Genomic DNA, 21664 nt, shown 5'->3' with positions numbered 1-21664 from the left:
CCATGCGCAGCGCACCGGTCGTGATCGCGGGCGCAGGCCCGACGGGAAGCACCCTCGCACTACTGCTGGCCCGACACGGTATTCCCAGCACGGTGCTCGAACGCCGCGAGCAGCCCCTGATGCACCCCGCGGCGTTCATCGTCAACGCCCGCTCACTCGAGATCTGGCACCACACGTCACCCCGGCTGGCCACGGAGATCGCCGCGCTGGCGCCGCCCACAGACACGATCAACATCATCCGCTGGTGCTCACGACTCACCGAGTCGCTCGGCGAGATCGACCTGCTGTCGGACCCCGACCGTCTTACCGACCTGCAGGCGCACAGCCCTTTCCTGATCGCCCACATCGGACAGCACCAGCTCATGCCTGTGCTTTGGGCGGCGCTGGAGCGCGAGCCGCTCGTCGACTTCCGCCGCGGCACCGCGGTCAGCGCGATCGAGGCGGGCGCCGACCGGATCGCCGTGCACACCGAGCGCGCCACGCAGGCACTCGATGCCGCCTACCTGGTCGCCGCCGACGGCGCCAACAGCGTGGTCCGGGACAGCGCCGGCATTCCGCTGCGGGGCCCGGTCCTGGCGAACATGGGCAGCGTCTTCTTCCACGCCCCCGCACTGCACCCGCCCGGCACGGTCCGCCCGCTGCTCAGCTGGATCTACCAGCCCGACTTCTGCGGCGTCATGATCGCCCACGCGAACGACGACTACATCCTGATGACCGCCTACCTCCACCCAGAACAGGAAATCGCCAGGGACAGCCGGCGCTACTGGGAACGGACACTCCCGCGGGTGCTGGGCAGCACCGAGGTCACCATCCGGTCCACGGGCACGTGGAAGATGACCTCCCAGACGGCCCGCGCCTTCCGGCAGGGGCGCCTGCTCCTCGCCGGCGACGCGGCGCACCGTTTCCCGCACACTGGCGGTTTCGGCCTCAACAGCGGTGTGCAGGACGCCCACAACCTCGCCTGGAAGATGGCCGCGGTACTCCGCGGAGGCGCCGACGACGCCCTGCTCGACACCTACGAGTCGGAGCGCAGACCCGTCGTCGAACGCTTCGCCGAGCAGAGTGTCGCCAACCACTTCCTCCTCGACGAGGTGACCGCGCCCGTGGGGATCACCAACCGCGCGGTGCGGCAGACCACCGAGGTCCTCGCCCACCCTTTGTTGTCCCGGGTGCCCCCTCGCGCGCTGGGCTGGGCCTGTGACCGCCTCACCCCGCTCCAGCTCAAGCGCACCGGAGTGCTGCTCGCGAGCACCCCCCGCGGCCGGCGAGTCCGGGCACACATCGCCGCCGCCATCCCGGACCAGCTCGAACACTTCGTCTCCACCGGACTCGAGTTCGGCTACACCTACGACGGTCCGCTCATCCACGCCGAAACCCCTCCGCCAGGTGGTGGCGACGTGGTCACCTACCGCCCCACCACCCGTCCCGGCGCCCGCCTCCCACACGCCTTCGTCCAGCACGAGGACACCCCGCGCCCGGTCCACGACCTGCTCCCGCACGATGGACTTGCCCTCGTCACACCGGATCCCGGGGTATGGGAGCGCGCACTGCGGGAGCGACCGGCCGAGAGCCCGCTCCCGGTGCGCGTCGTCGGCCTGGTCGCGGCGTCCCCGGCCGAGGAGGGGACGCTCGTCGAGCTGTTCGAGGTCGGCCGGCACGGCGCGGTTCTGGTGCGGCCGGACGGCCACGTCGCCTGGCGCACCACCGGCACGGCCGGGCAGGCGACGCCGGAGTTGAACCGGTTCCTGCGCGACCACTGGCAGCCGTACTGGAAGCCGACTCGAACAGGCAGCCTTCTGGCTCCTCACCATGCAGATTCGAAGTAGAGGACGGCAACAATGACGAGCCCCCCACTCGGCCAGACCACAACCTGCGAGGACCTCGCCGTACTCCGCGAGGTCGAGAACCGGGTTCTGTGGTTGTCGACCGCAATCATCGACCATGCCAATCGGGTTCGCCCCAACACGTCGGGGCTGAAGGTGGGCGGACACCAGGCGTCGTCGGCCTCGATGGTGTCGCTGATGACCGTCCTGTGGTTCAGGCATCTGCGCGCCGGCGACCGGGTTTCGGTCAAGCCGCACGCCTCGCCCGTCCTGCACGCGATCAACTACCTGCTCGGCGGCCTCGACAGGTCCTACCTCTCTCGGCTGCGCGAGTTCGGCGGGCTGCAGAGCTACCCGAGCCGCGCGAAGGACCCTGACCCGGTGGACTACTCCACCGGCTCCGTGGGCATCGGCGCGACCGCGCCGATATGGGGCGCGGTGACCCGCCGCTATGTGGAGTGTTCCTTCGGCGGAGCCGGCACCGGCCGCCAGTACTCGCTGGTCGGCGACGCCGAACTCGACGAGGGAGCAGTGTGGGAGGCCGTGCTGGACCCTGCCGTCTCCGACCTGGGCGAGATCGTGTGGATTGTCGATCTCAACCGCCAGTCGCTGGACAGGGTCGTCCCGCACCTGGCCGCAGACCGACTCCGTGGGCTCTTCAGCGCTGCCGGCTGGCAGGTGATAGAGCTGAAATAGGGAAAAGTCCTCGAAGAACTCTTCCGGCAGCCGGGCGGAGATGCCCTTCGCCGGCGTATCGACGATATGAGCAACCCGGAATTCCAGCGCCTGCTGCGCTGCGACGCCGACGAGGTACGCCGTCGGCTGCCCGGCACCGGCCCCGATGCGGCCGGTATCACCAAGCTGATCACCAGACTGGACGACGAGAGCTTGGTCAGGGCGCTGGCCAACCTCGGCGGCCATGATCTTGACGGGCTCGACGCGGCATTCGGTGCGATCGACAACACACGGCCCACCGTGATCCTCGCCTACACCGTCAAAGGCTACGGCCTGCCCATGCAGGGCCACCCTCAGAACCACTCCGCGCTGCTCACCGGGAACCAGATCAGTCAGCTGGCGGACCGGGTCGGGGCTGATGTGGACGATCCGTGGAGGCCGCCACCCGCGGGCAGCCTTGCGGCGGAGCTCTGCCGCGAGACCGCACAGCGCCTGCGACGGGAGGAAGTCTCCCTGGTCCCGCCGCAGACTCTGCCGCTCGACCTCGGCCGCACACCCACGTCCACAAAGGCCACCACCCAGGCCGCGCTCGGTCGGACACTGCTCGACCTCAGCCGCCAGGCACCCGATGTCGCGCGGCGCATAGTCACGGTGAGCCCCGACGTCAGCTCATCGACGAATCTCGGTGGGTGGGTCAACAAGGTCGGTGTCTGGTCGGCCACCGAGCGGACCAACTGGTTCGCCGACGACCGCGAAACGATCCTGCACTGGCGGGAAAAGCCCAGCGGACAGCACATCGAGCTGGGCATCGCCGAGGTCAACCTGGTCGGCCTCATCGGTGAGCTCGGCGCGGCCTGGAGCCGGTGGGGCCAGCCCCTGCTGCCGATCGGCGTGCTCTACGACCCGTTCGTCGAACGCGCCCTGGAGCCGTGGTCGTACGGCATCTACGCCGGGGGACAGTCCATTCTGGTCGGCACCCCGTCCGGGGTGACCCTCGCCCCGGAAGGCGGCGCCCACCAATCGATCAAGACTCCCTCGATCGGCATCGAACAGCCCGGCTGCGTGACCTACGAACCGGCCTTCGTCATCGACACCGAATGGACCCTGCTGGCCAGTCTCGGACGCCTTGGGAAGCCGGATGGCACATCGGCCTATCTGCGACTGTCCACCCGCCCGATCGATCAGGGCCTCGCCGCCGTCCCGGTCGATCCTGCCGCCCGGGAAATCCGCCGACGGCAGGTCGTAGCCGGGGCCTACGCTCTGCGGCGCGCAGACGACCCGGCGGTGACCCTCGCCGTCATGGGCGCCCTCGTGCCGGAGGCTCTCGCGGCCGCCGACCGCCTTGACCAGAGCGGCATCCGGGCTGACGTCATCTGCATCACCAGCCCCGACCTCCTCTACCGCGCCGTGCGTGCCCGCCAGGGCCAGGACCCGGCCGACCACTGGATCCTTGACGAGGTGTTTCCCGCCGACAGGGCGACACCCCTGGTCACGATCCTGGACGGTCACCCGCACTCGCTGGCCTTCCTCGCCACGATCAACCAGGTCCCGACCACAGCACTTCGCGTCACCCGCTTCGGGCAGTCCGGCTCCTTGGACGAGGTCTACCGATACCACCACCTTGACACCGAAAGCATCGTCGGGGCCGCACTGGACCTGGTCGATTAGCCCCGCCCCGTTCAACTCAAGCCCGATCGTCAGGGGTGCGGGCGCGGAGCCGGCCGCCGGTGAGATCGAACTGGTACTTGGCGGCGATGGCGCGTACCGCTTCCACTTGCCGGAGGTGCGAGGGCGGGTAGTCCTGCTCCAGGTCTGCCTCTCGCGGCTCGGTCGTGTTGTCTCGCCGAGTGGACGACGTCGCGAGCGATTGGGTCGGCACCGGCAGCTTCCACCTGACCGGCCTCTCCGACCGCGACCCGCAGCACAAACTGCCGGTCGTCGAGCAGCTGGAGGCCGCGCTCTACACCGACGCCCTGGTCACCCTCGCTGCCACGCCCACCTTCCCGGTGAAGTACCCGCCCTCGGGGACGCTGATGAGCGCCATGCATCACGGCGTCCCCAACCGGCATTGGACCGCCCCGGAGCCGGTCACCAATAGTGCTGGGCATGGGCGCAGACGCCGTGACGGAGGTTCGCCGATGACCAGCTCCCCACCACCCGGAACCGCCGAGCCGGCCCGTGCCGCCTCGCCGTTGACGATCAGCGAGCAAGGCGCGTTCTGGGTCGGTGTCGGGCGCAAGCCGACCGAGGCCGGGACCGCCGCCGAGGCCGCGATGTACGTCCAGTACCAGATCCCGGCCGATCTCCGGCATCCGCTGCCCGTGGTGATGGTCCACGGGGGCGGCGGCCAGGGCACGGACTACCTGTCGACGCCGGACGGGCGCCCCGGCTGGGCCACCCGGTTCCTCCAGGCCGGTTACGCCGTGTACGTGGTCGACCGTCCAGGTCACGGGCGCTCCCCGTACCACCCCGATGTCCTCGGGCCCATCGAGGGCGCGGCGCCGACGTACGAGTTCATCCGCTGGCTGTTCTGCGACGGGGCGGAACGACCCGGCAGCCAGTGGCCCGGCAGCGGCGAGGTCGGCGACGACTCCGCGCTGGACCAGTTGATGGCGAGCCAGGGCCCGACGCTGCCCACCTTCGCCGAGAACGAGGAGCAGATGCGGCGCTGCGGGGCCGAGTTGCTGGACCGTATCGGACCGGCCGTGCTGATCACCCACTCCATGGGGGCGCCGTTCGGCTGGCTGGTCGCCGATGCCCGGCCCGGGCTGGTGAAGGCCGTCGTCTCCATCGAGCCGATCGGGCCGCCGTTCATTGAACTGCCCGGCCTCGGAAAGCTGGAGTGGGGGCTCACCGCGGCCCCGATCACTTACGAGCCGCCGGCGCGGACCCCGGAGGAACTGCGCCTCCGGCTGCGCGAGGCCGGGGGCGACGGGCTGCAGGACTGCCTCGTCCAGGACGAACAGGCCGGCCCCGTGCGGTCCCTGCCAGGGCTCCGGGGCTTCCCGATCGCCGTGGTCGCGGCCGACACCTCGCCGTTCGCGCCGTTCCAGCACGGTGTCGCCGACTACCTCGCCCAGGCCGGTGCGGACGCCGAGTTGCTGCGCCTGGCGGACCTGGGGCTCACGGGCAACGGTCACCTGCCCATGGGCGAGAAGAACTCCGACGACGTGGCCGAGGCACTGATGACCTGGCTGAACAAGCGACTGGCCGATGTGGAGGAAACGTCCCGATGACAACCGTGCCGACCGTCGAGACCGATGTGCTCATCGTTGGAAGCGGGCCCGCGGGAGCGAGCGCCGCACTGGCGCTGAGCACCTATGGCGTGCCGAACGTCATGGTCACCCGCTACTCACGCCTCGCGGACACGCCCCGGGCGCACATCACCAACCAGCGCACCATGGAAGTGCTGCGTGACCTGGGTGTCGAAGAGGATGTGATCGCCCAGGCCACCCCGCAGCACCTGATGGGCAACACCGTCTTCTGCACCGCCATCGCGGGCGAGGAGCTCGGCCGGCTGAGGTCCTGGGGCAACGAACCGCTCGTGCAGGCCGCGCACGAGCTGGCGAGCCCCACCCGCATGTGCGACATGCCGCAGCACCTGATGGAACCGGTGCTCGTGAACGCGGCCATAGCGCGCGGAAGCCAACTGCGGTTCGGCACCGAGTATTTGTCGCACGAGCAGGACGCCGACGGCGTGACCGCCACGGTCCGCGACCGGCTGCGCGGCGACACGTACACCATCCGCGCCAAGTACCTGATCGGCGCGGACGGCGGCCGCAGCAAGGTGGCCGAGGACGCCGGACTGCCGATGGGCGGCCAGATGGGCGTGGCCGGCAGCATCAACATCGTCTTCGACGCGGACCTCAGCAAATACGTGGCGCACCGACCGGCCACCCTCTACTGGGTGCTGGCGCCCGGCGCGACCGTGGGCGGCATCGGCGCCGGCCTGGTGCGCTGCGTACGGACGTGGAACGAGTGGCTGATCGTGTGGGGCTACGACGTCGACGCCGGGCCGCCGGACCTCACCGAGGAGTACGCCCTGTCCGTCGTCCGCAAGCTGATCGGCGACGACGAGATCCCGGTGACCATCAAGTCGTCCTCCGCGTGGACGGTCAACGAGATGTACGCCGAGACGTACTCCAACGGCCGGGTGTTCTGCGCGGGCGACGCCTGCCACCGGCACCCACCGTCCAACGGGCTGGGCTCCAACACCTCCATCCAGGACTCCTACAACCTGGCGTGGAAGCTGAAGCTCGTCCTGGACGGCACCGCGTCCCCGTCCCTGCTGGACACCTACAGTGACGAGCGGGCACCGGTCGGCAAGCAGGTCGTCACCCGGGCCAACCAGTCCATCGGTGAGACGGCACCCGTCTTCGAGGCGCTCGGCGGCCTGGCGCCGCAGACTCCCGAGCAGCTGTGGCGGAACATCGCCGCCCGCAAGGACGCCACTGCGGAGGCCGAGGAGCAGCGGGCGCGGCTGCGGGAGGCGATCGCCTTCAAGGCATACGAGTTCAACGCCCACGGCGTGGACCTCAACCAGCGCTACACCTCCTCCGCGATCGTCCCGGACGGCACCGAGGACCCCGGCTTCGCACGCGACCCCGAACTGCACTTCCAGCCGAGCACCCGCCCCGGCGCCAAGCTCCCGCACGCCTGGCTCTCCGCGGGCACCCGCAATCCGTCCACCCTGGACCTGGGCGGCAACGGCCGGTTCACCCTGATCACCGGCATCGGTGGCGAGCCCTGGACGGAGGCCGCCCGCATCCTCGGCAAGGAGTTCGGCCTGGAGATCGCCACGGCGGTCATCGGCCCCGGCCAGGAGTACGAGGACCCGTACGGGGACTGGGCCCGGCTGCGGGAGATCGGCGACTCGGGCGCGCTGCTGGTGCGGCCGGACAACCACGTGGCCTTCCGCCGCCAGGACGCCACCGGTGACTTCACAGCCGCACTGCGGGACGCGCTGCGGCAGATCCTCGGGCGGGGGTGAGCGGCCATGGACCTCACCGCGAAGCCCGCGAAGCCCGCGAAGCCCGCGAAGCCCGCGAAGCCCGCGGAGACCGAGACGACGACGGCGGTGCTGGAAAGCTTCGCCCACACCTCCGACCCCCGACTGCGCGAGGTGCTGGCCTCCCTGACGCGTCACCTGCACGATTTCGTACGGGACATCGAGCCGACCCAGGCCGAGTGGGAGCGGGCGATCGACTTCCTCACCGCGACCGGGCACATGTGCGACGACACCCGGCAGGAGTTCATCCTGCTGTCGGACGTCCTGGGTGTGTCGATGCTCGTCGAGACGATCAACGACCACAAGGCGGCCGCCGCGACCGACTCGACGGTGCTCGGCCCCTTCCACATGACCGAGTCCCCGGTCCGTGAACTCGGGGCGAACATCGATCTGGTCGGCGGCGGCGAGCCGTGTGTGATCAGCGGACGGGTCGTCTCCGTCGACGGCACCCCGCTGCCCGGTGCGACGCTGGACGTGTGGCAGGCCGACGACCAGGGCTTCTACGACGTCCAGCAGCCGGAGAAGCAGCCGCCGGGCAATGGGCGCGGGCTGTTCACCGCGGACGCGGAGGGGCGGTTCTGGTTCCGCTCGTGCGTTCCGAGCCCGTATCCCATTCCGACGGACGGGCCGGTCGGCTCGCTGCTGGAGGCGACCGGACGTCACCCCTACCGTCCGGCCCATGTCCACTTCATCGTGGGCGCCGAGGGGTACAGCCCGGTGACGACGCACATCTTCGTGGCGGGCAGCGACTATCTGGAGTCGGACGCGGTCTTCGCCGTGAAGGAGAGCCTGGTCGAGGAGTTCGTCGAGGTGGACTCCCCCGCGGAGGCAGCGGAGTTGGGCCTGGCCAACCCCTTCCGCCGGGCGCGCTTCGACATCGTGCTGCAACCGGTGATCGCGTGAGGGAGCGCGCCCTGGACTTCACCTATCAGGCCCAGCCGATGCGCGTCCTCTTCCGCTCGGGTGCCGTCCCGGACGCGGTGCCCGACGAGGTCGCGCTTCTCGGCCTGCGCCGCGTCCTCGTGCTGTGCGACGACCATGGCCTCGACACGGCCCGTGCCGTCGCCGCGTCTCTCGGCGACGCCTGCGCCGGGCTGCACGCAGGGGCGGTGACGCACGTCCCGGTGGAGGTCGCCGACCTGGCCGTCGAGGCGGCTCGCGAAGCCCGGGCCGACGGCTGCGTGGCGGTCGGCGGCGGTTCCGTGACCGGCCTGGCCAAGGCCGTCGCGCTCAGGACCGGCCTGCCGATCGTCGCCGTCCCGACGACGTACGCCGGATCGGAGATGACACCCGTCTGGGGCCTGACCGAGGGCGCGGTCAAACGCACCGGGCGCGACCCGAAGGTGTTGCCGCGCAGCGTCGTGTACGACCCGCTGCTCACGCTCACCATGCCGCCCGTGGGGTCCGCGACGAGCGGCATGAACGCGATCGCGCACGCCGTCGAGGCTCTGTATGCCCCGGACTCCACTCCGATCGTCTCCCTCATGGCGGAGGAGGGTGTGCGGGCGCTGGCCGGGGCCCTTCCCGAGATCGTCGCCGACCCCTCGGGGCATGACGCACGCAGCCGCGCGCTGTACGGGGCGTGGCTGTGCGGTGCCTGTCTCGGCGCGACCACCATGGGGCTGCACCACAAGCTCTGCCATGTGCTCGGCGGCACCTTCGACCTGCCGCACGCCGAGACACACGCCGTCGTCCTGCCCCATGTGCTGGCCTTCAACGCGCCGGCGGTTCCCGAGGCACTGGCGGCGCTGCGCCGGGCGCTCGACGTCCCGGATCCGGTACGGGAGTTGCACGAGCTGGGCGAGCGGCTGGGCATCCCGCGATCGCTCGCCGACCTCGGCCTGACCGCCGCCGACGTGGACCGTGCGGTCGACGTCGCTCTCGGGGCGCCGTACGCGAATCCCCGCCCGGCCTCCGCCGACGATCTGCGCGCCGTCCTGCACGCGGCCTGGGCGGGCGAGCCGCCGTACGGCGGCTGACCGCTTCTACCGGGCGAGTTCGGCGTACGGAACGCCGGTCACGCGTCGGGCCACCCGGCGTGCGACCTCGGCGAACGCCGGGGCGGCGGGCGAGTGACCCGCCTCCGGAAAGGCGACCGCGGCCACCGCGCCGAGGGGCTCTTTCGGAGCGACGGCCTCCACTCCCGGGTGTGGCGGGAACATCCGGGCGCCCGACAAGGGCATCAGTCCCACCATGTGCTGGTAGGCGATCTTCGAGGCCATGTCCAGGGCCGAGCGGGCGTGGGAGCCGACCGTCGGGGCGTCGTGGTCCCCGTGGCGTCCCCCCACCCACAAGTCGTCGCCCGGGTGGGGGGTGACCCAGGGCTGGTCGTAGACCTCGGTCATGTCCACCGCGGCGGCCGAGGCCAGCGGGTGCCCCTTCCACAGCGCGAGGGAAACGGGCTCGGTGAAGATCGGTACGCGTGTCAGGCCCGGCATGTCGACGTTCAGACACAACAGCGCCACGTCGCACTCGCCGGCCAGCAGCGGGGCTTGCCCCTGGTGGAAGTCCGCTTCGTGCACCCGGATCGTGGCTCTGGGATACCGCTCGCGGAACGCCTCGATGACCGGATGCGTCAGCTCCGCGAGAGCCACCCCGTAGAGCGCGACCCGCACCTCGTCCCGTCGCCTGGCCCTGATGGCGCCCGCGGCGGCGGCGAGCCGGTCGGCGTCGGCCAGCACCTCGCCCGCCCGTTCGAGCAGTTCCGCGCCGTCGGCGGTGAGCGCCACATGCCGTTTGTCGCGGTCGAACAGCTGGACGCCCAGCTCACGCTCCAGGGCGGCTATCGATCGCGTCAGCGCAGGCTGGGTGAGGTGCAGACGCTCGGCGGCGACCCGGTAATTCAAGGTCTCGGCGAGCGCCGAGAAATGGCGCAGACTCCGGAGTTCCACTCAGCCCTCCAGAAAGGCGAGGTCCACGGCGTTGTGGTCCGCGCCAGGTTACAGCGCGCTTCCCCGCACGTCACCAGGCAGAAATGTGCGGCATTCCCGCCACCCCCTCCGACCTGGTGTGATGCACGGCACTCATCAAGCCCACAGATACCGGCATTGGACCGTCCTTCGCCGCGCTGCCGACACTCCCTTCAGGCCGACCCAGAACAACAGCGGATGGGGTGCGAATTGTCCGAGACAACCGAGGCAGCCGAGAAAATCATCGAGATTCCGCAGCCGGAGCCGGACCTGACACCGGAGGAACTGGTGCGCCGGGCCGCCGGCATGAGGACCTGGCTACGTGATCATCAGGACGAGACCGAACAGCGAACCGGCATCTCCGAGGACACGCACAAGGCGTTCCTGGAGGCGGGTTTCTACCGGTCTCTCCAGCCACGCCGCTTCGGCGGCTACGAGTTCGACTTGCGGACCTACTCCCGGATGGTCACCGAGGTGGCCCGCGGCTGCCCGTCCAGCGGCTGGAACCTGTGTCTGGCCGCCTCTCACAGCCTGGTGGTGGCCGGCCGCTTCCCCGAGAGCACCCAGCGCGAGGTGTTCGGGCCGGACGGTGACTTCCGGGCTCCGCTGCCGATGGCCCCGAGCGCCACCGCGACGAGGACCCCCGACGGGTACCGGGTCAACGGCCGCTGGGACTACTCCTCCGGAGTCAACGTCTCCACGCACTTCCTGGGTGGCGTGCTCATCATCGACGAGGAGGGCGGCATGCCCACGCCGGGCCTGGTGCTCGTGCCCTCCGGCTGGCGGATGCTCGACAACTGGGGCGAGATCCTGGGCTTCCGCGGCAGCGGCTCCAACAGCGTCGTGGCCGAGGACGTCCTCGTACCGTACGAGTACGTGTCCAGGACCTACGTCGCGGCGAACGACGCCACCGACGGGCCGGGGGTGGAACTGCACGGCAACCCGATGTACGCGGGCCGGCTGATGACGTTCTTCAACATCCAGCTGTGTTCGATCGTGGCGGGCACCGCCTGGGCCGCGGTCGACGAGTACCAGCGGATCATCACGACCAAGAAGAGCCCGCTGCCGCCCTTCAAGCCGCGCAGCCACGATCCGGAACACCAGCGCAACCTCGGCCTGGCCACGGCCCTGGCCGACAGCGCGCAGCGGATCATCCTGTCGGTCGCCGACGACTACACCGCCTACGCGGCCCGGGGCCTGGCAGGGGGCGAGCCCTTCTCCTACCTGGACGACCAGGCCCTCTCCCTCACGGCCCGGCAGTCCGGCCAACTCGCCTGCCAGGCCGTCGAGATGCTGGCCTCGGCCAGTGGCTCCAGCGCGCTGGCGAACGGCCAGCGCATGCAGCGGTACCTGCGCGACGTCGCCACGTACAAGACGCACATGAACGCCCAGCACAGTTGGTGGGCCACGGGATACGCCCGCTTGCTGCTCGGCGTGGAGAACCCGGCGTGAACCGGTCGACGTCCGCCTCGACGACGCCCGGCGGCGGCCCGGCGGACGACCCCGGCCGGTTCCGGCACGTGCTCGGCCACTACCCGACGGGTGTCACGGTGGTCACCGCGAAGGAACCCGACGGCACCCCGGTCGGCATGGTCATCGGCTCGTTCACCTCGGTGTCCCTCGACCCCCCGCTCGTCGCGTTCTTCCCCGGCCGCTCCTCCACCACCTGGCCAAGGATCATGTCCGGCGGCGCCTTCTGCGTGAACGTGCTGGCCGCCGGCCAGGAGGGCCTCTGCCGGGATGTCAGCGCCAAGGCCCCCGACGTCTTCGACCGCCACCCGTGGCGCGGCGCGCCCTCGGGCAGCCCCGTCCTGGCGGGCGTCGCCGCCTGGATCGACTGCGACATCGCCGACGTGTGGACCCTCGGCGACCACTACTTCGTCCTCGGCCGCGTACGGGAACTCGGGGTGGAGAAGACCGGCGTCCCGCCGCTGGTCTTCTCCCGGGGGCGGCTCGCCCCGTTGCCGCCCCGCCGGGACCACGACGACTCGGCCGACTACACATGGCCCGACTGGCTCTGAGAGCTCTGAGAGAAGAGAGACGCACCATGCGCGATCAAGGGCTCGGCTCGTGGCCCGCGCGGCGCGCCCGCATGGCACCGGAGGCCACCGCCGTCGTGCACGACGGTGGATCCCTGTCCTACGGTGAGCTGGCCGCGCGCGTGACGCGGCTCGCTCACGCCCTGCGTGCCCTGGGGGTCGGCCATGGCGACCGGGTGGCCTACCTGGGCGCGAACCATCCGGCCCTGGCGGAGACCCTGTTCGCCGCGAACGCGCTGGGCGCCGTCTTCGTACCGCTCAACACCCGCCTCGCGGCACCTGAGTTGGCCTTCATCCTGGGGGACGCGGGGGCGGCGGTACTGCTGTACGGCGCCGAACTCACCGATGTCGTGGACGCGTTGAGGGACGACGCGGAGGTGAAGCACTACGTCGAGGTGGGCAGCGCGTACGAGGAGCTGCTGGCGAACGCACCCGACGACCCCCTGGACGAGACGGTCGGCCTCGACGAGGTGTGCATGATCCAGTACACCTCCGGCACCAGCGGCCGTCCCAAGGGCGTCATGCTGACTCACGCCAACATCGCCTGGAACTGCTTCAACATGCTGCTGGACGGGGACATCGCCTCCGACGACGTCGCTCTGGTGGTGGCACCGATGTTCCACACCGCCGCCCTCAACACCGTCTTCCTGCCGGGCTTCCTCAAGGGAGGGACGTCGGTGCTGATGCGCGGCTTCGACCCGGAACGGGTGCTGGACGTCATCGCCGAGCACCGGGTGACGAGGATGTTCGGCGTGCCCGCGATGTACCAGGCCATGGCCCGGTCGTCGCGGTGGGCGACGGCCGACCTGTCGTCGATCCGGATCCTGCAGTGCGCGGCGGCACCCGTACCCAAGGACCTCATCCACACATACCAGGACCGGGGCCTGACCTTCCTCCAGGCGTACGGCCTGACCGAGACCGCCCCCGCCGCACTGGGCCTGCGCGCACGGGACAGTATCCGCAAGGCCGGCTCGGCCGGCACGGCCTGCTTCTTCACCGACGTACGCGTGGTGCGGCCCGACCTCACCGATGTCGCACCGGGCGAGGTCGGCGAGGTGATCATCGAGGGCCCCAACGTGATGAAGGGCTACTGGCAGTGGCCCGAAGCGACCAAGGACGCCTTCGTGGACGGAAGTTGGTTCCGCTCCGGAGATGCGGCCACCGTCGACGAGGAGGGGTACGTCACGATCGTCGACCGGATCAAGGACATGTACATCTCCGGTGGGGAGAACGTCTATCCGGCCGAGGTCGAGCAACTCCTTCACCAGCATCCCGCGGTCGCCGAATGCGCGGTGATCGGCGTACCCGACGAACGATGGGGCGAGGTCGGCAGAGCGCTGGTCGTGCCCCGCGCGGGCGCCGAGGTGTCGCCCGACGACATCATGGACTCCCTGTCCGGCCGACTCGCCAAGTACAAGCTCCCCAAGTCGGTCGTCCTCGTCGACACCCTGCCCCGCAACGCCACCGGCAAGATCCTCAAGGCCCGCCTGCGCAGCCAGTACGGCTCAATGCCGGCCCGAGGCGTCGAGGAGGCATGAGGCCATGGGACCCGAAAACGCCGGGTGGCGGCTGATGCACTTCGACCTCACGGTGGCGAAAGGGGTGCGGAGGCCGTTCGCCGGCGCGCTTCCTGCCGCCGCGGAACTCTGGACAGTGCAAGCCCCAGCACGGGCGTTCTCGTCCTTCCCAGCACGAATCCAGCACGGTTGAGATGAGCAGGGGTCTGCTACCCCCGGCGTCCGCGCCCTGCGGAACCCCAGCCGTCGCACGGCGAGGGTGCGCATCGTCGCCCTCAGGGCCAGGACCGTCACATGCCCGTCAAGTCACCTGTACGAAAGTCGGGCCGGACCAGCCCCGCCCACCGACTCCGCGGGCTCGCCGGCACCGGCTTCATTGCCACGCTCGCAGCGGTGGTAGCCACCCAGGGCTGCTGCCAAGTCTCGTGATCTTGGATTGTTGCTGATCAGGTGAGGTCCAGCGGGCGCGGAAGGGTTCGTAGGACATCTCGCGGAGGCCGGCCGCGATGTTCGCGTGGCCCTCCGCGCGGAGCCGGTTGATCGCGAAGTTGCGCAGGGTGGCCATGTTCTCCGGTCCGTGGCCGGTGCGGACTTTCCAGGCGCGCCGGAGGCTCTCGGCGGTCTCCAACATGCCCCCGGGGAGGCAGGAAGACGGCCGCGGGGCGTTCAGAGCGGGACTTAAGATGATCTGCATGACGTCCTCCAGCCAGATCCGTCAACCGACGAGGCGACCGCGGGTCGGGCGCAGTGCATTCCTGACATGCACGCCCCTGTACTGGGGCTTGGCGCGGAGCACCGCCCTGTTGGACATCGACCTTGTCCAGGACACACCCGACCGGCTGACGGGACGGTTGCTCTCCGGCGAACTGGACGTCAGCTCGATCTCATTGGTCGAGTATCTGCGGCACAGCGATGACCTCGTGATGCTGCCCGACATCGCCGTCGGAAGTGACGGGCCGATCCAGTCCTGCGCGATCGTCACGAAAGTGCCGCTGAGCGCGCTGGATTGCCGCACGGTCGCACTCGCCACGACCAGTCCAACCTCCGCACAGATGTCCCGGCTGCTGTTGGAGCAGCACTACGGGGTCACTCCGAGGTATGTGACGCGGCCGCCTGATCTTGAGGTCATGCTGGATTCTGCCGATGCCGCCGTTGTGACCGGGGACGCCGCCCTGGCGGCGACGATGAACCGGCCCGTCTCTCCCGGTGTTCGGGCCTACGACCTGGGTGAGCTGTGGAGACGCTGGTCAGGGCTGCCTTTCGTACTGGCCGTGTGGGCGGTACGGAAAGAGACAGCGGCGCGGCAGCCGGACATCGTCGGCATGGTGCACCGCAGTCTGCTGGCCGCGCGCGGCCTCGCGCGGAGTGAGTCCCGCGAGCTTGCCGACCGGGTGGCCTTCTGGGAGCCCTTCACCGCCCCGATGCTGCAGGACTTCTTCACCCGGGGCCTCGCCTTCTCCCTCGGGAAGCGGGAACGGCTGGGGCTCAGCGAATTCGCGCGCCGTTCGGGATATGTCACGGCTGCTCTCCCCTCCTAGCTCAGCCTGAGCCTCGGAAAGCATTCCGAGGGCAGGAGCATCACCTCGGCCCTGCCGCGGCACGGGACGCCGAGGCAGGGCGTCAACTGCTGGAGCGGGTGGTCCCCGGCCCGGTGGACCTGGCTGGTGATCGCCGCCTATGCCCAGCTCCGGCTCGCCCGACCGCTGGCCACCGACCTCCGCAGGCCCCGGGAGAAGCCCACCGAGCCGAACAGACCGACACCCGCCCGCGTCGCCGGGCCACCCGGCATGACGTGGGCGGAGTCCTCGCCACCGGCGAGGCGTCCAGTCGTCCCGCTCACCACAAAGTCGGCACGAAACCGCGTCGAACTGGATAAATGACAAGCTGAGGGTGCGCCGCACCGTCACCGAGCGGCTGGAGCCCCGAGAGTCCGCTTGAGGAAGGCGATCTGGTCGGGAACCACCTGGTCGAAGCCCTCTCCGACGTAGGGGTCCCAATGGCCGCCGCGGTAGGCGAGCAGCTCGCCGTGCGGAGCCGCGGCCGCGAGAGCGGCAGCGGGGCCCGGCGGCGTGAGGTCGTCGTGGTCCATCACCTGGACCAGCAGGGGGCGGGTGAGCCGGGGGGCGGCCGCGACGGCGCGGAAGAAGGGCAGCGACAGGATCACGCGCGCGCTGACCTCGTTGTCGTAGGGCACTTCGGCCGGAAGGAGGCGCAGCATTCCCTCGTAGGCGTCCGCAGTGGCCAGCACGGCGCCCTGCTCACCGCGGCGGCCCACGGTCTTCACGGTGTACGGCTCACGGCCGAGTCGAGCCCCGAGGGCGTCCCGGACGCCCGCCAGGCCCAGGCCCAGCACATGGGTCGCCGACCTCTTCACCATGTGCACCAGCGCGGCCCGGCCGTCGGCGAGGGGCGCCTGCGACACCACTGCGGCGATGCTCGGGTCCTCCGCGGCGACCAGCACCACGGTGCCGCCCGACATGGAGCTGCCCCACACGGCGACACGCCTGGAGTCGACCTCAGGACGGGACCTCGCCGCGGAGACAGCGGCGTGATAGTCGGCGACCAGCCGCTTGATCTCGAGCAGGTTGCGCGGACGCCCGCTGGATTCGCCGAAGGACCGGTAGTCGAAGACCAGGGCGCCGAGCCCCTCGGCGGCGAACCGCTCGGCGTAGGCTGCGAGCCGCATCTCCTTGATGCCGCCGAAACCGTGCGCCAGGACGACGCAGGGGGCGGGTCCGTCGACGCCTTCGGGGGCGTACCACCAGGCGTCCAGTTCGTCTCCGTCGATCGGGATCCGTATGGGCAGACGTTCACCCATGGGCTTTCTCCTTACTGTGTGTCAGTTCACGGACCTGGTAGCCGGGTTGGACATCAAGTCGAGTGCGATGTCCACGATCATGTCCTCCTGGCCTCCGACCAGGCCGCGCCGGCCGACTTCCAGCAGGAGGGTGCGGGCGTCGACGCCGTAGCGCTCGGCGGCGATCTCCGCGTGGCGCAGGAAGGAGGAGTAGACGCCGCCGTAGCCGAGGGTGAGCGTCTCGCGGTCGACTTGTACGGGGCGGTCGCGCAGGGGGCGGACCAGGTCGTCGGCGGCGTCCTGGAGGTCGAACAGGTCGCAGCCGTGCTTCCAGCCCTGGATGTTCGCCACGGCGATGAACGCCTCGATGGGGCAGTTTCCGGCACCCGCTCCTTGTCCGGCCAGGGAGGCGTCGACGCGGGTGACGCCCTCCTCGACGGCGACGACACTGTTGGCGACCGACAGGGAGAGGTTCTCGTGCGCGTGGATGCCGATCTGAGTGCTCTCGTCGAGTACGTCGCGGTAGGCGCGGACCCGTTCGCGTACGCCGTCCAGGGTGAGGCGGCCGCCGGAGTCGGTGACGTAGACGCACTGGGCGCCGTAGGACTCCATGAGCTTTGCCTGCGCGGCGAGTTGGGGCGCCTCGGCCATGTGGCTCATCATCAGGAAGCCCGAGACGTCCATGCCCAGCTCGCGCGCCTTGGCGATGTGCTGGGCCGAGATGTCGGCCTCGGTGCAGTGGGTGGCGATGCGCACCGAGCGGACGCCGAGGGCACAGGCGCGCTCCAGTTCGGCGATGGTGCCGATGCCGGGGAGAAGGAGCGTGGTGAGGACGGCGTTGTCGATCGCGTCCGCCGCGGCCTCGATCCACTCCCAGTCGGTGTGGCTGCCCGGGCCGTAGTTGAGGGAGCCCCCGGCGAGGCCGTCGCCGTGGGCGACCTCGATGGCGTCGACGCCGGCTGCGTCGAGGGCGGCCGCGATGCGGCCCACGTCGGCAGGATCGATGCGGTGCCGGATGGCGTGCATGCCGTCCCGCAGGGTCACGTCCTGGATGTAGAGCTGGTGAGTCATCGGCTGGCCTCCGCGGTGACGGTGGTGCTGTGCCGGGCGATCGACTCGGCGGTGCGCAGAGCGGCCGAGGTCATGATGTCGAGGTTTCCGGCGTAGGCGGGCAGGTAGTGGGCGGCGCCCTCGACTTCGAGGAACACCGAGACACGCGTGGTCACCGGGCCCGCGCCCTCGGGGAGCAGGGTGTGCACGGGCTCGCCTTCCGCGATCGGGGTGAACTGCACCTCCTGCTTGAGGCGGTAGCCCGGCACGTACTGGGCGACCCGCTCGGCCATCTCCTTGACGGAGGCTCGGATGGCGTCGTGGTCCGCGTCCCCGATGAGGCAGAAGACGGTGTCTCGCATGATCAGCGGGGGTTCGGCAGGGTTGAGGACGATGACCGCCTTGCCGCGGGCCGCTCCGCCGACGTTCTCGATGGCGTGGGAGGTGGTCTCGGTGAACTCGTCGATGTTGGCGCGCGTGCCCGGCCCCGCCGACTTGGAGGCGATGGAGGCGACGATCTCCGCATAGTGGACGGCGGTCACCGCGGAGATGGCCGCGACCATGGGGATGGTGGCCTGGCCGCCGCAGGTGACCATGTTGAGGTTGTCCGCGCCGGCCTCCAGGTGTTCGTCGAGGTTGACGGGCGGGACGACGAACGGGCCGATGGCGGCGGGGGTGAGGTCGATGAGCCGCTTTCCGAAGGGCGCGAGCCGGTGGGCGTTGGCCAGGTGGGCCTTGGCCGAGGTCGCGTCGAAGACGATCTCGATGTCGTCGAAGTGCTCCATGGCGATCAGGCCCTCGACGCCCTCGTGGGTCGTCGGGACCTTCAGTCGGGCGGCGCGGGCGAGGCCGTCGGACTCCGGGTCGATGCCCACCATGGCGGCCACCTCGAGGGTGTCCGACAGGCGGAGGATCTTGATCATCAGGTCGGTGCCGATGTTGCCCGACCCGATGATGGCGACCTTGGTCTTCGACGTCTTGGGGGAAGTCATGCGTCCCTCTTCTCGGAGAATGCGGCGGTGACCTCGCCTAGCGAACTGATCTCGGCGCGGATCCGGGTGCCGGGCGGGGCCGGGACCATCGGGCCCAGCGCGCCGGAGAGGACGACCTGTCCGGCCCGCAACGGGTCACCCAGGTCACGGGCCGTCCGGGCGAGCCAGGCCAGCGCGTTCAGGGGGTCGCCGAGGCAGGCGGCGCCGTTGCCCTCGGAGACGAGGACGTCGTCGGCGTACAGCCGCATCACGGTCTCGCGGGGCTCGAACTCGTCCAGCGTGAGGCGGCGTTCCGCCAGCACGAACAGTCCGCTGGAGGCGTTGTCGGCGACCGTGTCGGTGAGGGAGATGTCCCAGTCGGCGATACGGCTGTCGACGATCTCCAGCGCGGCCACGGCGTAGTCGACCGCAGCGCGCACCTGCGCCGGGTCCAGGTCGCCGTCGGCCAGGTCCTCCTTGAGGACGAAGGCGATCTCCGCCTCGGCCTTGGGCTGCAGCAGCCTGCCGGAGGGGACCTCGGCCTCGGCGGAGACGTCCATGTCGGCGAAGAGCACCCCGAAGTCGGGCTGGTCGACGCCGAGTTGGCGCTGGACGGCCGGGGAGGTCAGGCCGATCTTGCGGCCGACGACGACCGCACCGCTGTCCACCCGGCTGCGGGTGAGTTCCTGCTGTACGGCGTACGCGGCGTCGACGTCCTGGGTACCGAGCAGATCGCGTACCGGGGCCACGGGCCGTCCCTCGGCGAAGGCGGCGGCGAGCCGGGCGGCCGCCAGCTCGACGGGTGTGACTGCCATGCCGGTCACCGCCCTTCCGCCGTGGTCACAGCGAATCCGGCGATCCAGGCGGGGATGGCCTCGTAGAAGCGGGACGTCATCTCGTACTTGCCGGTGGCCGCGAGGGAGGCGTACGCCGCGATCCAGGTGCGGACCTCGTGGGCGGAGCCGCCGCCCTGTGCGGCCATGTCATCGACGGTCCAGGAGTCGAACTCCGCGAGGTCGCCGCGCTCCAGCTGGTCGAGGAGGAGGTTGTCCCAGGCGGGGTTGATCGGGATCATCTTCGACGACCCGGCGGCGTAGTCGCGGCCGGCCTGGACGACCCGCTCCTCGCCCTTCGCACGCTGCTCCGGTGTGGGCGGGTTTCCCTCGATGAGCGCGTCGGCGACCCGGGGCGGTGCGCCCTCGAGCACCGGCACCGGCGGGTCGTGGGACAGACCACCGGAGGCGACGAACAGCACCCGCTTGTCCAGGGCGTCCGCGGCCTGACCGACCGCGGTGCCGAGAGCGCGGATACGGCTGACCGGGCCGAGCGGGGTCGCCACGCCGTTGACGAAGACGGGCACCACCGGCACGCGGTCGATACCGCCGAAGAGGACCTCCAGGGGCTGCGCGAAGCCGTGGTCCACGGTCATCCGGGCCGAGACGGTGAGATCGATGCCGCGGTCGAGCACCCCCTTGGCCAGAGTCCTGGCGGCGTCGGTGTCGACCGACAGCGGCCCGCCCTGGGAACCGAAGTCGCCCACCGCGTGGGCCTCGGTGGCCAGGCAGAACGGGGGCATCTCCTTGTAGAAGAAGCCGTTGTAGTGGTCGGGCGCGTAGAGGACGACGAGCTCCGGGTCGAAGCGGCGGACGAAGGCCCTGGCGCTCTCGACGGCCTCGTCGACGCGGGCCAGAACCTCGGGCTCGGGGTCGTTCCTGCCGATCAGGGGCGAGTGCGAGAGCCCGACGACAGCTGCGGTCATGGGAGAGGGTCCTTAACTCTGGGGGGCCGACGGGTGGATGACGAGCTTCCCGGTCAGACCGCCGTCGATCATGAGCTGGAAGCCCTTGTGGATGTCCGTGAGGGGCAGGGTGCGGTCGATCACAGGGCGGACTCCGGTGGCCTCCATCAGCCGGAGCAGCGCGACGAGCTCGCCACGGGTGCAGCCGGTGGAGCCGAGGACTCGTCCCTGGAGGTAGAAGATGCGGGCCAGGTCCGCGGGCGGGTTGGCGCCGCTCGTCGCTCCCGCGATCACGACCGTGCCGCCGCGCCGCAGCGACTTCAGGGAATGGGACCAGGTCGCCTCGCCGACCGTCTCGATCACGACGTCCACCCGCTCGGGCAGCCGCTCACCGGGGGCCAGCGCTGCGCGCACCCCCCAGGTGAGGGCCTCGGCACGCTTGGCCTCGCTGCGGCTGGTGGCGTAGACGACGGCCCCGGCGGCCACCGCGAGCCGGATGGCGGCGGAGGCGACCCCGCCGCCCGCGCCCTGTACGAGCACCCGGTCGCCGGCGGTGATCCGGGCCTGGGTGAAGAGCATGCGGTAGGCGGTGCCCCAGGCGACCGGCAGGCAGGCCGCCTCGTCGAAGGACAGCCACGCGGGCTTCGGCACCAGGTTGCGGGTGGGCACGGTCAGGTACTCGGCGAAGGCCCCGTCGTGCTGTTCGGACAGCAGCGCACGGTTCGGGTCGAGCGTCTCGTCTCCCCCGCCCGCGTCCGGGTCGCCGAGCACCGGATGCACGATGACCTCGTTGCCGTCCTCGTCGTATCCGGCCGCGTCGCAGCCGAGCACGATGGGAAGGCGCTCCGGGGGATGGCCCACGCCACGCAGCGTCCACAGGTCGTGCATGTTCAGGGAAGAGGCCACGACCCGTACCCGGGACCAGCCGGGCTTCGGGCGAGGTACCGGTACGTCGCGCAGCACCAGCCCGGACAGCGGGTCGGCGGCGCTCTGGGAGATGGCGGTTGCTGCAAGCACGCAGCCACGGTCACCCGCACCCGGAGGCAGGACCTAGCCCGTGTGCCACGGTGCAGCACACGTCCGGGCTCCTGCCGGATGGCGGCCCGTGCCCGGCCCCCTGCACTCCCCTCGGACGCC

Annotated in this window: 17 protein-coding genes and 1 pseudogene; 10 read left to right on the top strand and 8 right to left on the bottom strand. The window is 70.5% G+C overall.

Annotated features, from left to right (window positions below; all coding sequences use genetic code 11):
- Window positions 1–2: 2 nt before the first annotated feature.
- From IH68_RS0103595 to IH68_RS0103565, 6 genes and pseudogenes are all read left to right on the top strand, one after another.
- Window positions 3–1826, top strand: a complete 1824-nt coding sequence (locus IH68_RS0103595; RefSeq protein ID WP_051833144.1) for an FAD-dependent monooxygenase — start codon at window positions 3–5, stop codon at window positions 1824–1826.
- Between the two features lie 12 nt (window positions 1827–1838).
- Window positions 1839–4166: pseudogene (locus IH68_RS49560) on the top strand (transketolase-like TK C-terminal-containing protein).
- Window positions 4167–4345: 179 nt separating this feature from the next.
- Window positions 4346–5734, top strand: a complete 1389-nt coding sequence (locus IH68_RS0103580) for an alpha/beta hydrolase (protein ID WP_051833142.1) — start codon at window positions 4346–4348, stop codon at window positions 5732–5734.
- Window positions 5731–7488 carry an FAD-dependent oxidoreductase gene (locus IH68_RS0103575; RefSeq protein WP_030928152.1) on the top strand — a complete coding sequence of 586 codons (1758 nt, stop codon included), beginning with the start codon at window positions 5731–5733 and terminating at the stop codon, window positions 7486–7488. The genes IH68_RS0103580 and IH68_RS0103575 overlap by 4 nt, the downstream gene beginning before the upstream one ends.
- Window positions 7489–7494: 6 nt before the next feature.
- Window positions 7495–8409 (top strand): intradiol ring-cleavage dioxygenase, encoded by a 915-nt coding sequence (locus tag IH68_RS0103570; protein ID WP_030928147.1) that lies wholly within the window; start codon window positions 7495–7497, stop codon window positions 8407–8409.
- A 38-nt stretch (window positions 8410–8447) separates the two neighbouring features.
- Window positions 8448–9485 carry a maleylacetate reductase gene (locus IH68_RS0103565; RefSeq protein ID WP_051833189.1) on the top strand — a complete coding sequence of 346 codons (1038 nt, stop codon included), beginning with the start codon at window positions 8448–8450 and terminating at the stop codon, window positions 9483–9485.
- A gap of 6 nt (window positions 9486–9491) precedes the next feature.
- On the opposite strand, the gene IH68_RS51645 is transcribed toward IH68_RS0103565, so the two are convergent.
- Window positions 9492–10397 (bottom strand): LysR family transcriptional regulator, encoded by a 906-nt coding sequence (locus IH68_RS51645; RefSeq protein WP_051833140.1) that lies wholly within the window; start codon window positions 10395–10397, stop codon window positions 9492–9494.
- Window positions 10398–10625: 228 nt separating this feature from the next.
- Between IH68_RS51645 and IH68_RS0103555 the strand changes: the two genes are divergently transcribed.
- Genes IH68_RS0103555 through IH68_RS0103545 form a run of 3 tightly spaced genes read left to right on the top strand, consistent with a single transcriptional unit; the run spans window position 10626 to window position 13992 of the window.
- Entirely contained in the window at window positions 10626–11867 is a 1242-nt protein-coding gene (locus IH68_RS0103555; RefSeq protein ID WP_051833138.1) for an acyl-CoA dehydrogenase family protein, read from the top strand.
- Window positions 11864–12436 carry a flavin reductase family protein gene (locus IH68_RS0103550; protein WP_030928131.1) on the top strand — a complete coding sequence of 191 codons (573 nt, stop codon included), beginning with the start codon at window positions 11864–11866 and terminating at the stop codon, window positions 12434–12436. The genes IH68_RS0103555 and IH68_RS0103550 overlap by 4 nt, the downstream gene beginning before the upstream one ends.
- 26 nt (window positions 12437–12462) lie before the next feature.
- Window positions 12463–13992, top strand: coding sequence for an acyl-CoA synthetase (locus IH68_RS0103545; protein WP_030928128.1), 1530 nt, complete (start codon window positions 12463–12465; stop codon window positions 13990–13992).
- 352 nt (window positions 13993–14344) lie between these two features.
- On the opposite strand, the gene IH68_RS52670 is transcribed toward IH68_RS0103545, so the two are convergent.
- Window positions 14345–14602, bottom strand: a complete 258-nt coding sequence (locus tag IH68_RS52670) for a hypothetical protein (protein WP_234341174.1) — start codon at window positions 14600–14602, stop codon at window positions 14345–14347.
- A 52-nt stretch (window positions 14603–14654) separates the two neighbouring features.
- On the opposite strand from IH68_RS52670, the gene IH68_RS0103540 reads away from it, so the two are divergent.
- Window positions 14655–15509: a menaquinone biosynthesis protein gene (locus IH68_RS0103540; protein WP_324607660.1), complete on the top strand. Its 855-nt coding sequence runs from the start codon at window positions 14655–14657 to the stop codon at window positions 15507–15509.
- A gap of 365 nt (window positions 15510–15874) precedes the next feature.
- On the opposite strand, the gene IH68_RS0103535 is transcribed toward IH68_RS0103540, so the two are convergent.
- Genes IH68_RS0103535 through IH68_RS0103510 form a run of 6 tightly spaced genes read right to left on the bottom strand, consistent with a single transcriptional unit; the run spans window position 15875 to window position 21544 of the window.
- On the bottom strand, window positions 15875–16789 hold the full coding sequence (locus IH68_RS0103535) for an alpha/beta hydrolase (protein WP_030928122.1): 915 nt from the start codon (window positions 16787–16789) through the stop codon (window positions 15875–15877).
- 21 nt (window positions 16790–16810) lie between these two features.
- Window positions 16811–17839 (bottom strand): 4-hydroxy-2-oxovalerate aldolase, encoded by a 1029-nt coding sequence (gene dmpG, locus IH68_RS0103530; RefSeq protein ID WP_030928119.1) that lies wholly within the window; start codon window positions 17837–17839, stop codon window positions 16811–16813.
- Window positions 17836–18810 carry an acetaldehyde dehydrogenase (acetylating) gene (locus IH68_RS0103525; protein WP_030928117.1) on the bottom strand — a complete coding sequence of 325 codons (975 nt, stop codon included), beginning with the start codon at window positions 18808–18810 and terminating at the stop codon, window positions 17836–17838. Before IH68_RS0103525 ends, dmpG begins: the two co-directional genes overlap by 4 nt.
- The gene (locus tag IH68_RS0103520) at window positions 18807–19604 is read right to left on the bottom strand and encodes a 2-keto-4-pentenoate hydratase (protein ID WP_030928114.1); all 798 of its coding nucleotides are present in this window, start codon (window positions 19602–19604) and stop codon (window positions 18807–18809) included. The genes IH68_RS0103525 and IH68_RS0103520 overlap by 4 nt, the downstream gene beginning before the upstream one ends.
- 5 nt (window positions 19605–19609) lie before the next feature.
- Window positions 19610–20548, bottom strand: a complete 939-nt coding sequence (locus IH68_RS0103515) for a 3-carboxyethylcatechol 2,3-dioxygenase (RefSeq protein ID WP_030928111.1) — start codon at window positions 20546–20548, stop codon at window positions 19610–19612.
- A gap of 12 nt (window positions 20549–20560) precedes the next feature.
- A complete protein-coding gene (locus IH68_RS0103510; RefSeq protein WP_030928107.1) occupies window positions 20561–21544 on the bottom strand; it encodes a zinc-binding dehydrogenase in 984 nt (327 codons plus the stop codon).
- Window positions 21545–21664 lie beyond the last annotated feature (120 nt).

The organism is Streptomyces sp. NRRL S-646 (assembly GCF_000720765.1).
In the GTDB taxonomy this organism is placed as follows: domain Bacteria; phylum Actinomycetota; class Actinomycetes; order Streptomycetales; family Streptomycetaceae; genus Streptomyces.
This window is presented reverse-complemented; position numbering and strand designations above follow the sequence as displayed.

Coding starts and splice junctions, on each gene's coding strand:
- IH68_RS0103595 (WP_051833144.1), top strand. CDS start 3: ATGCGCAGCGCACCGGTCGTGATCGCGGGCGCAGGCCCGACGGGAAGC.
- IH68_RS0103575 (WP_030928152.1), top strand. CDS start 5,731: ATGACAACCGTGCCGACCGTCGAGACCGATGTGCTCATCGTTGGAAGC.
- IH68_RS0103570 (WP_030928147.1), top strand. CDS start 7,495: ATGGACCTCACCGCGAAGCCCGCGAAGCCCGCGAAGCCCGCGAAGCCC.
- IH68_RS0103565 (WP_051833189.1), top strand. CDS start 8,448: ATGCGCGTCCTCTTCCGCTCGGGTGCCGTCCCGGACGCGGTGCCCGAC.
- IH68_RS0103545 (WP_030928128.1), top strand. CDS start 12,463: ATGCGCGATCAAGGGCTCGGCTCGTGGCCCGCGCGGCGCGCCCGCATG.
- IH68_RS52670 (WP_234341174.1), bottom strand. CDS start 14,602: ATGTTGGAGACCGCCGAGAGCCTCCGGCGCGCCTGGAAAGTCCGCACC.
- IH68_RS0103540 (WP_324607660.1), top strand. CDS start 14,655: ATGATCTGCATGACGTCCTCCAGCCAGATCCGTCAACCGACGAGGCGA.
- IH68_RS0103535 (WP_030928122.1), bottom strand. CDS start 16,789: ATGGGTGAACGTCTGCCCATACGGATCCCGATCGACGGAGACGAACTG.
- dmpG (WP_030928119.1), bottom strand. CDS start 17,839: ATGACTCACCAGCTCTACATCCAGGACGTGACCCTGCGGGACGGCATG.
- IH68_RS0103525 (WP_030928117.1), bottom strand. CDS start 18,810: ATGACTTCCCCCAAGACGTCGAAGACCAAGGTCGCCATCATCGGGTCG.
- IH68_RS0103520 (WP_030928114.1), bottom strand. CDS start 19,604: ATGGCAGTCACACCCGTCGAGCTGGCGGCCGCCCGGCTCGCCGCCGCC.
- IH68_RS0103515 (WP_030928111.1), bottom strand. CDS start 20,548: ATGACCGCAGCTGTCGTCGGGCTCTCGCACTCGCCCCTGATCGGCAGG.